The sequence below is a fragment of the Achromobacter sp. SD115 genome (assembly GCF_017355315.1).
GTDB classification, from domain to species: Bacteria; Pseudomonadota; Gammaproteobacteria; order Burkholderiales; family Burkholderiaceae_B; genus Achromobacter; species Achromobacter xylosoxidans_B.
On record NZ_JADIJM010000002.1, the window covers coordinates 453432 to 467562 of the forward strand.

At 66.9% G+C, this 14131-nt stretch carries 13 protein-coding genes; 2 read left to right on the forward strand and 11 right to left on the reverse strand.

Features of this window, described 5'->3' with window-relative positions; all coding sequences use genetic code 11:
- Positions 1–127 precede the first annotated feature (127 nt).
- Genes mnhG through IPU70_RS04405 form a run of 6 tightly spaced genes read right to left on the reverse strand, consistent with a single transcriptional unit; the run spans position 128 to position 6113 of the window.
- Positions 128–469, reverse strand: coding sequence for a monovalent cation/H(+) antiporter subunit G (gene mnhG / locus IPU70_RS04380; RefSeq protein WP_207465225.1), 342 nt, complete (start codon positions 467–469; stop codon positions 128–130).
- The gene (locus IPU70_RS04385) at positions 466–747 is read right to left on the reverse strand and encodes a K+/H+ antiporter subunit F (protein WP_013394078.1); all 282 of its coding nucleotides are present in this window, start codon (positions 745–747) and stop codon (positions 466–468) included. Before IPU70_RS04385 ends, mnhG begins: the two co-directional genes overlap by 4 nt.
- The gene (locus IPU70_RS04390) at positions 744–1226 is read right to left on the reverse strand and encodes a Na+/H+ antiporter subunit E (protein ID WP_207465227.1); all 483 of its coding nucleotides are present in this window, start codon (positions 1224–1226) and stop codon (positions 744–746) included. Before IPU70_RS04390 ends, IPU70_RS04385 begins: the two co-directional genes overlap by 4 nt.
- On the reverse strand, positions 1226–2857 hold the full coding sequence (locus IPU70_RS04395; protein ID WP_207465229.1) for a monovalent cation/H+ antiporter subunit D: 1632 nt from the start codon (positions 2855–2857) through the stop codon (positions 1226–1228). Before IPU70_RS04395 ends, IPU70_RS04390 begins: the two co-directional genes overlap by 1 nt.
- Complete coding sequence (locus tag IPU70_RS04400) at positions 2854–3198, reverse strand: Na+/H+ antiporter subunit C (RefSeq protein WP_013394081.1); 345 nt, start codon at positions 3196–3198, stop codon at positions 2854–2856. The genes IPU70_RS04395 and IPU70_RS04400 overlap by 4 nt, the downstream gene beginning before the upstream one ends.
- Positions 3198–6113, reverse strand: a complete 2916-nt coding sequence (locus IPU70_RS04405) for a monovalent cation/H+ antiporter subunit A (protein ID WP_207465231.1) — start codon at positions 6111–6113, stop codon at positions 3198–3200. Before IPU70_RS04405 ends, IPU70_RS04400 begins: the two co-directional genes overlap by 1 nt.
- A 559-nt stretch (positions 6114–6672) precedes the next feature.
- On the opposite strand from IPU70_RS04405, the gene IPU70_RS04410 reads away from it, so the two are divergent.
- A complete protein-coding gene (locus IPU70_RS04410; RefSeq protein WP_207465356.1) occupies positions 6673–7653 on the forward strand; it encodes a tripartite tricarboxylate transporter substrate binding protein in 981 nt (326 codons plus the stop codon).
- A gap of 473 nt (positions 7654–8126) precedes the next feature.
- Positions 8127–9008, forward strand: coding sequence for a hypothetical protein (locus IPU70_RS04415; protein ID WP_207465234.1), 882 nt, complete (start codon positions 8127–8129; stop codon positions 9006–9008).
- A 27-nt stretch (positions 9009–9035) separates the two neighbouring features.
- Here the strand turns inward: IPU70_RS04415 and IPU70_RS04420 are convergent, their stop codons facing one another.
- Genes IPU70_RS04420 through IPU70_RS04440 form a run of 5 tightly spaced genes read right to left on the reverse strand, consistent with a single transcriptional unit; the run spans position 9036 to position 14117 of the window.
- Positions 9036–10001, reverse strand: a complete 966-nt coding sequence (locus tag IPU70_RS04420) for a tripartite tricarboxylate transporter substrate binding protein (RefSeq protein WP_207465236.1) — start codon at positions 9999–10001, stop codon at positions 9036–9038.
- A gap of 39 nt (positions 10002–10040) precedes the next feature.
- A complete protein-coding gene (locus IPU70_RS04425; protein WP_207465238.1) occupies positions 10041–11183 on the reverse strand; it encodes a CaiB/BaiF CoA-transferase family protein in 1143 nt (380 codons plus the stop codon).
- Between the two features lie 25 nt (positions 11184–11208).
- Entirely contained in the window at positions 11209–12264 is a 1056-nt protein-coding gene (locus IPU70_RS04430; protein WP_371818865.1) for a hypothetical protein, read from the reverse strand.
- On the reverse strand, positions 12257–12940 hold the full coding sequence (locus tag IPU70_RS04435; protein WP_207465242.1) for a TetR/AcrR family transcriptional regulator: 684 nt from the start codon (positions 12938–12940) through the stop codon (positions 12257–12259). Before IPU70_RS04435 ends, IPU70_RS04430 begins: the two co-directional genes overlap by 8 nt.
- A 7-nt stretch (positions 12941–12947) precedes the next feature.
- Entirely contained in the window at positions 12948–14117 is a 1170-nt protein-coding gene (locus IPU70_RS04440; protein WP_207465244.1) for an acyl-CoA dehydrogenase family protein, read from the reverse strand.
- Positions 14118–14131 lie beyond the last annotated feature (14 nt).

The following is a 14131-nucleotide window of genomic DNA, read 5'->3' on the forward strand; positions in this document are numbered from 1 at the left end:
CAGCTCCTTGAGAATGGTTGATCCGTTACCCACTATCCCACGATGACGCTTCTGCTACATGTCCAGCGACTTGAATTCGTAAGACTACGTTTCAATTGACGCGGCGCAACAAACCCGCCCTGCCCGCTTAGCTGGCATCGCGCTCGGCGTCGGCTTTGCTCAGGCGGTTACGGTAGGTCGCCGCGCGCATCAGCAGCATGGCGGTCACGGGCGAAGACACGATCAGCAGCAACGTGATGATGACTTCATGAAACACAGGCCGGGCAGACAGCGCCGAAAACACCAGGATGGAAGCGGCCAGCACGCAGCCGCAGCCCATGGTGTTGCCCAGGGTGGGCGCATGGATGCGGGCATAGAAGGTACGGAAGCGCAACAGGCCGGCCGACCCGGTCAGCGCCAGCAAGCCACCGAGCACCAGCAGGATGCTGGCGGGTATGGCGGCCCACAGCGGGATCTGGGCGTCGATCATGGCTCGATCACCTCGCCGCGCAGCAGGAAGCGCGCCATCGCGGTGGAACCGACGAAACCGAACAGCGCGATCAGCAGCGCGATGTCGAAGTACACGGACGTGCCGGAGCGGATGCCGAACACCAGCATGGTCAACATGCCGTTGATGTACAGCGTGTCCAGGGCCAGCACGCGGTCCTGCGCGGTGGGACCGCGCAGCAGCCGGATGGCGGCGAAGACCATGCCCAGCGCGAAGCAGAGCAAGGCGAAGGACGCGGCCCAGTAAAGTATGTTGTTCATTCGAAAATCTCCATCAGCGGGCGCTCGTAGCGTTCCTGGACCAGCTTGATCCAGTCGCCCTCGTTCTGCAGGTCCAGCACGTGCAGCTTGAGGCGATGGTCGTCGGTCAGGTCCACCCAGACGGTGCCCGGCGTGTAGGTGACGATGCAGGCCAGCATCGCCAGGCCGTGCGGGTCGCGCATGGTCAGCGGGATCATGATGAACCCAGGCGAAAAGTTATTGCGGCGCGGATTCAGGATCAGCCGCGCCACGGCGATATTGGATTTGATGATGTCCGCGGTCACGTGCAGGAACAGCGGCACCGCCTTCCACAGGCGGCGCGGCCGCGCCCGCAGCGGCCGCAGGCGGGATGCCGCCCAGGTGAACCACAGCGCGAGCGCGATGCCCAGCGCGATCTGGCCGGCGGATGCGCTCTCATTGAGCACCAGCCACAGGACGAACAGGTAGACCGGCAGGAACAGGAAGTAGAGGCGGCGCATCAGCTTCCTCCCTTGAGGCCGCGCACGGTCTGCGCGGACATGACGGCGTCGATATAGGACTTGGGCTGGTCCAGCGAGCGCGCCGCGTCGTCCAGGTAGGCAGACACGGGGCCCGCGCCGGCCGCCAGGCCCACGCACAGCAGCAACAGCACGGCCACCGGCCCGGCTTCGATCAGCCGCAGGCGCGGCGTGCTGCGGTCATCGCTGGCCCAGAACACCCGGATGCCGGTGCGGCCCAGGCCGATCAGGCCAGCCAAACCGGACAGCAGCACGGCGGCCACCAGTATCCATGCGTCCATGGGCACGGCCGATTCATTCGCGGCCGACACCGCCGCCGACAGCAGCGAAAGTTTCGCAACGAAGCCCGACAAGGGCGGCAGGCCGGTCACCAGCAAGGCGCAGCAGATGAAGGCCAGGCCCAGGAAGGCCATGGCTGCGGGAATGGCCACGCCCACCACGTCGTCGGACCGGTTGACCGAGGCCGGATCGTCCAGGTCGAACGCGTCCAGCGTCACGGCCAGCACGTTGGCGCCGAAACTGCGGGTGCGTTCGATAAGCTCAGCCAACAGGAAGAACGCGCCCGTGGTCAACACCGAACTGAGCAGGTAGAACAGCGCCGGACCGGTCAGCGTCACGCCCGGCATGCCCAGCGCGGTCAGCAGCGTGCCGGCCGACACGATCACGCAATAGCCCACCATCTTTTCCAGCTGCTGCGTCGCCAGCAAGCCCAGGCCGCCGAACAGCAGTGTGGCCAGCCCCGCCGCGAACATCCAGTCCAGGCTGAAGGCCGCCGGCGCGCCTGTCGGCAGCAGCAAGGAGCCGATGCGCAGCAAGGCGTAGATGCCGACCTTGGTCATGATGGAGAACATGGCCGCGACCGGCGCGCCGGCCGAACCGTAGCCCTTGACCAGCCAGAAGTTCAGCGGCCAGGCGCCCGCCTTCACCAGGAAGGCCACGCCCAGGATGGCCGCACCGGCCTCGAACAGCATGCGGTCCGCGCCGGCCAGGTTGCCCGCGCGCACCGCCAGGTCCGCCATGTTCAGCGTGCCGGTGACGCCGTAGATCAGCGCGATGCTGATCAGCAGCAGGAACGAGGCCACCAGGTTGACCGCGATGTACTGCAGGCCGGCGCTGACGCGCGCCACGCCCGAGCCGTGCAGCAACAGGCCATAGGACGCGGCCAGCAGCACTTCGAAGAACACGAACAGGTTGAACAGGTCTCCCGTGAGAAATGCCCCGTTCAGCCCCATCAGCAGGAACTGGAACAGCGAATGGAAGTGCACGCCGGCGCGGTCCCAGCGGGCCAACGCATAGACCAGCGTGGCCAAGCCCAGCACCGCGGTCAGGGTCAGCATGACGGCGGCCAGGCGGTCGACCACCAGCACGATGCCGAAGGGCGCGGGCCAGTCGCCCACCAGATAGACCCCTACCCCGTCCGGCCAGACGCCGGGTACGCCGCCGCCCGCCACCACCAGCAGCGCGATGGCGGCGGCCAATTGGCCCAGGGTGGAGACGAGCGCGATGGCGCCACGGGTATAGCGGCGGGTGTCAGCCAGCAGGAGCATTGCCGCGCCGGCCGCGAGCGGCGTGACAATGGGCAATACGGGCAGGTGTTGCAGCCAAAAATTCAAGATTGGGACTCCCGTCCATCAACGTGGTCGGTACCCGTGAGGCCACGCGAGGCCAGCAGCACAACCAGAAACAGCGCGGTGGTGGCGAAGCCGATCACGATGGCCGTCAGCACCAGCGCCTGCGGCAGCGGATCCGCATACCAGGAAGGATCATGGGCCACTGCCGGATCCACCACGGGCGGACGGCCCGAGGTCAGCCGGCCCATGCCGAAGATGAACAGGTTCACCGCGTAGGAAACCAGCGACAGGCCCATGATGAACTGGAAGGTCCGCGGCCGCAGCAGCAGCCAGACGCCCGAACCCGCCAAGACACCGATAGCGATGGCGTATATCAATTCCATCAGGCTTCCCCTGTTTGTGCGGCGGCCGCCTGGATTTCAGCGGCTGCCTTGCGTTGCGCGCGCAGCGATTGGTGGGCCAGCGCCACCAGCACCAGCACGGTGGAACCCACGACCAGCATATAGACGCCCAGGTCGAACAGCAGCACGCTGGACAGGTGCACGTGGCCGATCAGCGGCAGCGCGATGTCCCACGACAGCGCCGCCAGGAAAGGCTTGTAGGCCAGCCAGGCGGTCACCGCCGCGGCGCCGGCGAACAGCAGACCCAGGCCGATCCAGTTCTGCGGATTGAGGCGGCTGCGCGACTCCACCCAGTACACGCCGCCCACCATGTATTGCAGGATCACGGCGGTGGCGAAGATCAATCCACCCACGAAACCGCCGCCTGGCTGGTTGTGGCCGCGCAGCAGGAAGTACACGGAAATCAGCGCGGCGGTGGGCAGCAGCAGGCGCACCAGCACGGTAGGCACCATCATCGAGCCCGCGGGCACCAACGACTTGATGTCCGGCGCATCGGGCACGCCGCCATCCTGGTCGAGCTGCTGGCGCGGCAGATCCGCGCTTTCGGCGGCCGGACGGAAGCGGCGCAGCAGCGCGTAGACCGTCAGCGCCACGATGCCCAGCACCGTGATCTCGCCAAAGGTATCGAAGCCGCGGAAGTCCACCAGGATCACGTTCACCACGTTGGTGCCACCGCCGTCCGGCAGCGCGCGGTCGACGAAATACGAGGAAATGGTGTCGCCTTGCGGACGTACCAGCACCGCATAGGCCAGCGCGGCCATGCCGGTGCCCGCGGCGCCCGCCATCAACAGGTCGCGCAGGCGGCGCCCGCGCGCCCGCAGCGTGACCTTCAGGCCCTCGTCCTCGTCCTGCTCGATGCGCCGCGGCAGCCAGCGCAGGCCCAGCAGCAACAGCACCAGGGTCACCACCTCGACCGACAACTGGGTCAGGGCCAGATCGGGCGCCGAGAACCAGACGAAGGTCAGGCAGGTGATCAGCCCCGCGCCGCCGGCCAGCGCCAGCGAGGCCAGGCGGTGGTACTTGGCCTGGAAGGCCGCAGCCAGCGCGCAGCCCGCGCCCACCAGCCACAGCAGCGCGAACGCCGGGTCGATCGGCGTCATGCGGCCGGCGCCATCCAACCAACCGCCCCCGCGCAGCGGCAGCCAGGCCACGAACAGCGTACCCAGCACGATCAGCAGCATCTGCACCTGCAGGCGCGAGGACGCCAGCCAGCGCAGCAGCCAGGCCGCGGCCACGCTGGAGCCGTCCAGCAGCGCCTCGAAGCTGCGGCGGCCGTCCAGGCGATAGATGAACGGCACCCGGCCCGGGTTGGCGCGCTGGTGCGCGCGCAAGGCCAGGTAAAGCAGAATGCCGGCCGTGGTCGCCACCAGGCTCATGACCAGCGGCAGGTTCAAACCGTGCCAGACGGCCAGGCTGTACTCGGGCATGTCCTGGCCCAGGATGCTTTGCGCCGCGGTCGCCAGGAACGGGCCGACGGTCAGGCCAGGCACCACGCCCACCAGCAGGCAGATAGCCACCAGCAACGCGCTGGGGAACAGCATCCAGCGCGGCGGCTCATGCGGCGCGCGCGGCAGGTCGGTCGCCGGCGGGCCGAAGAACACTTGCAGAATGAAGCGCAGCGAATAGGCCACGCTGAAGGCGCCCGCGATGGTGGCCACCAGCGGCAGGCCGATTTCGGTGATGCGGTCGCCGCTGACGAAGGTGGTCTCGGCGAAGAACATTTCCTTGGACAGGAAACCGTTGAGCAGCGGCACCCCCGCCATGGACGCGGCCGCCACCATCGCCAGCGTCGCCGTGATGGGCATGGCCTTGTACAGGCCGGACAGCCGGCTCAGGTCGCGCGTGCCGGTTTCGTGGTCCACCACGCCGGCCGCCATGAACAGCGAAGCCTTGAAGGTGGCGTGGTTGATCATGTGGAAGATGGCCGCGACCAGCGCCAGCGTGCTGTTCAGGCCCAGCAGCAGCGTGATCAGCCCCAGGTGGCTGATGGTGGAATACGCCAGCACTCCCTTCATGTCCTGCTGGAAGATGGCGGCATAGGCGCCCAGCACCAGCGTGATCAGCCCCGCCCCGCCTATGATCCAGAACCATTCGTCGGTGCCGGACAGCACCGGCCAGAACCGCGCCAGCAGGAACACACCGGCCTTCACCATGGTGGCCGAATGCAGGTAGGCGGATACGGGCGTGGGCGCCGCCATGGCGTTGGGCAGCCAGAAATGGAAGGGAAACTGGGCGCTCTTGGTCAGCGCGCCCAGCGCCACCAGGATCAGGACGGCCGGATACCAGGGATCGGCGCGCACCAGGTCGCCGGCGGCCAGCACCCGGTCCATGTCGTAGCTGCCGACGATGTGGCCCAGGATCAGCACGCCGGCCAACAGGCACAGCCCGCCCCCGCCCGTGACCGTCAGCGCCATGCGGGCGCCGCGGCGCGCGTCCAGGCGGTGATGCCAGTAGGCGATCAGCATGAAGGACGCCAGGCTGGTCATTTCCCAGAACATGACCAGCTGGATCAGGTTGCCGGACAGCACCACGCCCAGCATCGCGGCCATGAAGGCCTGGAAAAACGAGAAAAAACGCGGCACCGGATCTTCCGGCGACATGTAGTAGCGGGCGTACAGCACCACCAGCGCGCCCATGCCGGACACGATCAGCGCGAACAGCCAGGCATAGCCGTCCATGCGCAAGGTGAATTGCAGACCCAGGGCGGGCGCCCAGGGCATGTCGAAGCGGACCACGCCGCCGTTGGTGACTTCGGGATACAGGCTGATGACCAGCACCACACAGGCCAGGGCGATGAGCCCCGCCAGCCAGGCCTCGGCGTTGCGGGCGTTGGATGGCAGGAGCGCGGCGCACAGGCTGCCGGCAAACGGCAGAGCGAGGATCAGGATCAGCGACATGGCGTTCCGAGAGTGTCCGGGCCCCCTCCCGCCAGCGCAAGGCAGCGAAAGACGAACAGACCGGGGATTGAAAAACGGACGGAACCCTGGCCCGGTGCGTCGCTGCACTACACGTTGCCCCGCGGGGGACATCAACCAACGCCATTGAACGGCGCAGACAGAAACAAACGCAATAGCTTTCTTGCAAGACCGGCCAAGAATCTCATACGAAAAATATCAGATTCTTGTAAGTTATGCAGAGATTTATGTGTGTACCGAGCGGATGACGGCATGTTCGATGCGCAATCCTTGCGCAATTGAAATATTCCTGAAGCTATTCATGTCGTTGTCAGCATTGGATTTTTTCATCTATTCCGGTCTTCTCCGCGCAACGGCGCCGTGAAAAATAACCCTGGACAAGCCAGGGTCTATCCGGGTTGACCGGCGCAAATTTACTGTGTGGAATGGCGCCCACGAGGCATCCACCGCGCCAGCATCCCGGCGCGGCAAGCTTCACCGACGCCGGCCCAAGAAGCCGGCCGGGTCGGAAATTCAAATAATCTGGAGAAGACTCTTGACCATGTTGTCCCAAGCCAAGGCCGTCCTGGCCGCCGCCATCGCCGGCCTCTGCCTTAGCACCGCCGCGCAGGCCGCCGACCCCTACCCCAACAAGCCCATCCGCCTGATCGTTCCCTTCGCCGCCGGCGGCACCACCGACATCGTGGCGCGCATCGTCGCCGAGGGCCTGACCCGTGAGCTCGGCCAGGCGGTGGTGGTCGAGAACCGCGGCGGCGGCGGCGGCTCCATCGGCGCCGACGCCGTGGCCCGCTCCACGCCCGACGGCTACACCCTGGGCGTCGCCACCGTCAGCACCATGGCCACCAATCCGGCCACCAACCCCAAGAACCCGTACAACCCGCTGAAGGACTTCGCACCCATCACCAATATGGTGAACGTCCCCAACGTGCTGACCGTGAATCCGGCCGTGCCGGCCAAGAACCTGGCCGAGTTCATCGCCCTGCTGAAGGCCAACCCCGGCAAGTACGCTTACGCGTCCTCGGGCGCGGGCGGCATCGGCCACCTGGACGGCGAACTGTTCAAGTCGTTGACCAAGACCGACATGGTGCACGTACCCTACCGCGGCTCGGGCCCGGCCCTCAACGACGTGATCGCCGGACAGGTCAATGCCCAGTTCGACAACCTGCCCTCGTCCATGCCCCATATCCAGGCCGGCAAGCTGCGCGCCCTGGCCGTGGCCGCGCCCAAGCGCCTGCCGGCGCTGCCGGACGTGCCGACCTTCTCCGAAGGCGGCCTGCCGGAAATGGACAACATGGCCTGGTACGGTCTGGTCGCGCCTGCCGGCACGCCGCAGGCCGTGATCGACCGCATCCATGACGCCGCCGTCAAGGCGCTCAAGGATCCCAAGATCGTGCAGCGCTTGGCCGACGGCGGCTCGTTGGTGGACGGCAACACGCCCGCCGAATACGCCGCCCAGATCAAGCGCGAGCTGGAACTGCGTCAACGCATCGCCAAGGAACGCAACATCCAGTCGACCAACTGATCGTCCGCTGCGACGCGCCGGCCCGATCTTCGGGACCGGCCATGCCCGAGAGCCGGTCTAGCCAGACCGGCTCTTTTGCTGGGTCAGCGCTTTTCCGGCAGGCGTACTTTCCCGAGGTCCGGCCTTGACTGCAATCGCCCCGGTGGTAGCATGTGCGACCGTGCGATCCCATTTTTCTCCCCTCCCCTGCGCCGCCTGCGCGCTTTGCGCCCTGCGCTCGACCCTGTTGAGCTCGCAGGAAGTCGCCGCGCGCTCCGCCTACGCCCGCTCCAAGCCCGGCTAATCGCCCGCCTCTCCCCTTCCTGAGCCTTTTCCGGCCCGCCGCCGGCTGCTTGCGCACATCCGCGCTATCCGCAGCCTCGCCGCCGGCCGGCGCAAGCCCTGCCGCGTGGCCGGGCCCCAAGCCTCGTCTCTTTATCCGCAAGCCGCCGGAGGCTTGCGGCCAGGCCACGCACCGACCTATTCCAAGCGCCATGCAACTCACCAAGAATTTCGTCAAAGCCAAGAATCCCTGCGCGGGCGGCTACAAATGGTTCATCCGCGACCACAACGGGCAAGGAGACTATCAGGCCGTGCTTGACGCCCTGGTCGCTGACGGACGCGTCAGCGACGCCTGCTGGCTGCTGGACCAGTTCGGCCCCACCGACGCCGTGCTGCGGCTGGATTCGGTCGACGCCAATGCCATCGTCTTTGCCGGCACTCTCGAAGTGCGCATGGGCATCAATGTGGATAGCGTGGTGCGCGCCGGGCGCAGCATCGTCACTGGCGGCGGCATCCGCGCCGGCGAGACCATCCAGGCGGGCGAGAACATCACCGCCGGCGCCACCATCGCCAGCGCCGGCAACATCCGCGCGGGCGGCGACATCATGGCCGACTGGGGCATCGAGACCGCCACCCGCCTGGATTGCGGCGGCAACGTCCGCGCCAAATGGGACATCTGCGCCGGCCAGGACCTGGCCGTGACCGGCCACCTGCATGCCGGACAGGACGTGCAGACGCAAGGCGCAATCAAATGCGGCCAAGGCATCAAGGCCGGCGGCGACGTGCGCGCCGAAAAGGAAATAGACGCGGCCTGCGGCATCCAGGCCGGCGGCTCCATCCAGTGTGGCGAACACCTCGCTTCGGGCTGGGGCCTGATCGCCGGCGAGGACATCCGCGCCGACGGGGCGATCCGCGCGGGTGAAGGCGTGCAGGCCGAAGGCGTCATCGAAGCGGGCGCGGGCCACGGCATCTACGCCGGCCTGAGCGTGCGTCTGGACGCCTGGGCCGCCTGCGCGCGCGTCGTGGCGCAGAGCCGGCCCGAGCAACTGGTCAGCGGACACTGGGACGGCCAGGACAGCGCCGCCTACGCATAGCGGCTGCCCCGGCGCGACAGGCCTCGCCTACTCTGCCTGGATGTTCGCTTCCTGCATGCGCCGGCCCCAGGTGCCCAGTTGCGCCTGCACGAAAGCCTGCTGCTGCGCCTGCGTGTTCGGCGCCGCCGTCATGCCCAGGGCAGCAAACTTCTGCTGCACCTCAGGCCGCGCCAATGCGTCGTTCACCGCCTTGTTCAAACGCTCCAGGATCGGTTGAGGAATGCCGGCGGGACCGGCCAAGCCGACCCAGACCACCAGGTCGAAATCCTGATAGCCGGTCTCGGCGAACGTCGGCACGTCCGGCAAATCCGGCAGCCGGCGCTCGGTGCTGATGGCAAGCGCCCGCAGCTTGCCGCCGCGCAGCAGCGGCGTCGCCACCGAGAGGTCGGCCATCACATAGTCGACCTGGCCTCCCGCCAAGTCCGTCAGCGCGGGGGGCTGGCTCTTGTATGGCACGCCTTCCGCGCGCACGCCGGCAATGCGATTGAAGGCGGCTGCGCCTACCTGCCCGCCCGGCGAACCGTAACCGTAGTTCAAGGAACCCGAAGCGGCCTTCTTCACGAACGAAGGCAGGTCCTTGTACGGACCGTCCGCGCGAACCAGCAGCAGCATGGGCATGGTGGTCAAGCGCGACACGTGGCTGAAGTCCTTCTGCGCATCGTAGGGAAGCTTCTTGAACAGCCCCGGATTGATGGAGTTCAGCGAACTGCTGGAGATCGTCAGCGTGTAGCCGTCGCCTGGCGAACGCACCGCGTACTCGGTGCCTATCAGGCCTTGGGCGCCGGGCTTGTTCTCGACGATCACATTGGCGTTCAGGTCGCGGCGCAATTCTTCCGCAATGATGCGGGCGCTGGTGTCGGTCGCGCTTCCTGGCGAAAAGGCCGCCACGATCTTGATGGGCTTGTCGCCCGGATAGCTATCGGCCTGCGCCGCGCCCTGCGCGGACAGGCCCAGCACGGCGCACGCCAACAGCGCGAATCGAATCGTTTTCATGGTTTGTCTCCTGGTTTTATGGGTACTGCCTGGTTTGCCTTACCGCTCTGACGGCGGTGTTGCGGCATTCATTTCGCCCAAGCGCGGCGGGCCCCGGCGTATGGCCGCAGGCGTGCCGGACAGCTTTATCGGTATGCCTGGCCCGTGGTAATCGTCACGGCGGACCACCATCTGGCGATGCTCGGTATGCGCGGCCGCGGCCACCGACGCCATGTCCAGAATCGGCGCGGCGGGCACGTTCTGCGCCAGCAACTGCTTGCCGAATGTCTCGCCATCCACTTGCGCGAAAGCCTGGGCCAGCGCGGCATCCACGGCCTCGCGGTTGACCACTCGCTGCCCGTTGGACTTGTAGCGTTCGTCCTGCGCCATTTCCGCAATACCCAGCTGCGCGCACAACTTGCCGAACAGACGATCGTTGGCGACCGCGATGAACAGAGGGCAAGTCCGGGTCTGGTAGACGTTGTAGGGCACGATGTTCGGATGCCCGTTGCCACTGGGCCGCGGCGTATTGCCCGAGGCCAGGTAGTTGGCCAGGAACGGATGCGCTACCGACACGGCGGAATCGTAGAGGCACACGTCGGCCATCTGCCCGCGTCCGGTGCGATGGCGCGCCTGCAGCGCCAGCAACACGGCAATCGCGGCATTCATGCCCGTGGTCAGATCGACCACCGGCACCCCAAGCCTCAAGGGTTCGCCGCCCGCCTCGCCGTTGATGCTGAGCAGGCCGGCCATGGATTGCACGGCGGCGTCGTAGCCCGGCAATTCGCCCAGCGGACCATCATCGCCGAAACCCGTGATGCGGCAATGGACCAGCCGCGGAAAGCGCTCGGTGATGGCGGACGGTTCGGCCACGCCCCAGCCGCGCAGCGTGCTGGCCTTGAAGTTTTCGATCAGCACGTCGGCGGTTTCCAGCAATTGCCAGAAGGTCTCGCGTCCGGCCTCGCTGTTCAAGTCCAGCACCATGCTGCGCTTGTTGCGGTTCACGGCGCGAAAGTAGGCCGAACTGCCATCCACGAACGGCGGGCCGAAACCGCGGCATTCATCGCCTTCCGGCGACTCGATCTTGATCACATCGGCGCCGTGGTCGCCCAGCATCTGGCCGCAGAACGGGCCCGCCAGGACGCGCGAGGCGTCGATCACGCGCAGGCCGGCGAGCGCGCCGCCCGCATCGCTGCTATGCATGTCTGTCTCCTTTCCGATTCAGGACTCAGGCCGTGGCGCGGGCGATCAGCCAGTTGAATTCCCGCCCCTGTGCGCCCGCCTGTGTGCTCGTGCGCAGCGTGAGCCGGTGGTTGTGCGCGTCCAGCGCGCCTTCCAGCAGGCCGTTCCAGGCTTGCGCCACGCAGGGGTGCGCATCGGCCACGCCGTCCATCAGGTTCCAACCCCGCTGCGTCACGCGCACGCCTTCCGGGGTTTCGACCAACTCGCAGGCATCGCCCTGCGCTTGCGCCAGCGCCACCATGAAGCGCCCGAACTGCAAGGCCGAGGCATCCTGCGCCACGCCCAGCGCCTGCGCCGTCTGGTGATAGAACTGCATGCCTATCATCCGTCCGGTCAGGTGCAGCAGGCCGGCCGCTTCCTCGGGGCCCCACAGGTTCACGGCCACGGGCAAGGCGCTGCGCACGTACTCCATCGCGTAGTTGCGGCTGGCCTTGGCCAGGCGCGTCGCGGGCCAATCCGCCGTGGGCAGCGTGGGCGCGGCCGCGGCATCGAAATCGGGCGCGTCCTCATTGCGGCAAAAGCGCAGGCGTTCATGCGGCTGCAGATCGCGGTCGTACTCGTAGTAATAGCCCTCAAGGCCGGATTGGCCGTCCACGGCCTGCTTGGTGCACACGAAGCCCAGCCGCGGATTGTTAAGCGACACGCCGTTCTGCGCGTGCCAGCCCGCCAGCATGGCGCGCGACACCTCCGACGGTATCGCGCACAGCGCGGTGCCCGACCAGATCCAGCGCGGCGCGGAATAGCGTATCCAGGCCTTGCGGTCGGACTCGTGCATGTACTGCACCGCCACGCCGCCGATATGGTTGGACAGGTAGTGATATTGCGCCGCCGCGACCGCGGGCGGCAGATGCGCGATGCCCAGCTTCTTCAAGCCCGGCAGGAAGCGCTCGTTGCGCTGGCGGCAGAAAATCTCGTAGACCAGTTCCGCGGCGCGCGCGGTACCGCGGCGAGTCACGGCGGACAGGACGATGCCCGTGAAATAGGCGTGGTACCACTCGGAAACCGCGCGCCAACCGCGTTCCTCGGATTGCATGTCATGCATGGCCATTCACTCCGGTGGGAGCCGCCACGGAACCGGGCAGCAGGGATTGCATCGACGCGACGGCGAAATCCGCGATGTCGCGCGCGATGGCCTCGCGATCCGCCTCCGATTCGCCCTCTCTCGGGCGATACCACATGGTGGTCCAGTTCAATGCGCCCAGCAGCGGCTTGACCTGCAAGGCCGGGGGGCCGCGCCGGAAATCGCCCGCCGCCATGCCCGCCTCGATCACACTACGAAACAGCGACTCGTAGCGGTCGCGTTGCCGCACCAGCTCTTCCAGTTCGGCGCGCTGGCCCGCGGTGGTGCGTCCGGCCAGATGCAGCTCGACGCCCTGCACCGTGACGCGCTGGTATGGCAGATGCGCCATCATCAGATGCGTGTGGGCATGGGCCATGTTCCACAGCCGCTGGGGCGGCGACGCGGCGGCGTCCTTTGCCAGCGGCGTCAGCGTATCCAGGTTCAATTGCATGGCGCGCCGGTGCACGGCGAAGAACAGGTCGGTCTTGCTGCGGTAGTAGTAATAGACGCTGCCTTTGGTGACGCCAATCAGGTCGGCGACCGAATCGATCGTCGTGGCGGCGAACCCCATTTCGGTAAAGGCTTGCGCGGCGGCGTCCAGCAGCTCCACCTGCCGCAGCGGCATCTCGTCGTAAGGAACAACAGTCTTGGTTTTCATGGCGTTCCTAGCGTTGCGCGGCTGCGCCGGCGCTTTTCTTGATGGCGCGGGCCAGGACCACGCGCTGGATTTCGGAGGTGCCTTCGTAGATTTCGGTGATGCGCTGGTCGCGGTAGCAGCGCTCCACCGCGCTGGGCTTCACATAGCCGCGCCCGGCCAGGATCTGCATCGCGTCGTCCACCACGCTGTGGGAGGTCTCGCTGGCCAGCAACTTAGCCATCGCGCCCAGCGTGCCGATGTCCTGCCCGGCGTCGTAGGCGCGCGCGGCCTCATAGGTCATCATCCGCGACGACGACAACGCGGTGGCCGCATCGGCCAGCTTGAAGCCCACACCCTGGTGGTCGATGATGCTGCGCCCGAAGGTCTGGCGCTGCACCGCGAAGTCCCGCGCTTCGGCATAGCTGCACAGGGCAATGCCGTTGGCCTGGGCGGCCACCACCACGCGGCCGATGCTCAGCGTCGCCAGGGCGAGCTTCAGCCCTTCTCCCAACGCCCCGACCACGCTTTCCGCGCCGACCCAGGTGTCCACTTTCAAGTTGGTAGTGGTGGTGCCACGTATGCCCATCTTGTCTTCGTAATGGTCCACCACCACGCCCGGCGCATCGCGGTCCACCACGAATGCGCTGATGTTGTTGCGCGCGCCGGGTTCTCCCGTGCGTGCGAACACAATGAAGTAACGCGAATGCCCGCCGTTACCCAACCAGCATTTTTCACCCCGGATGCGCCATCCATCGCCTTCCGGCACCGCCGTGGTCGACAGGGCCGCCGCATCCGAACCCGCGCCGCGCTCGCTCAGGGCGAAATTGACCGCATGGCCGTCGCGCGCCAGGCCGCCCAGCAGCACCATTTTCTGTTCGGCGGAACCTCCCAGGATGACCGGAAACGCGCCCAGCGACAGTGCCGCCAGGATGGCGGCCGTGGAGGCGCAGCCCTGGGCCACGGTCTCCACCACCGCCACCAGCGAGGTCAGCGATGCGCCTGCGCCACCGTATTCGGCCGGAATGAAAAGCCCGGAAATCCCGCTTTCCCGCAAAGGCGCGAGGTGTTCGACGGGGTAGCGCTGGTCCCGGTCGATGGCGGCGGCGGCGGGCGCAAACGCCCGCGACGTCAGGTCGGCGGCCTTGTCCCGCCAGGCACACGCTTCCGGGTTGAGTGAGGGGTTCCAGATCACGGACATGCTTGTCTCCAGCA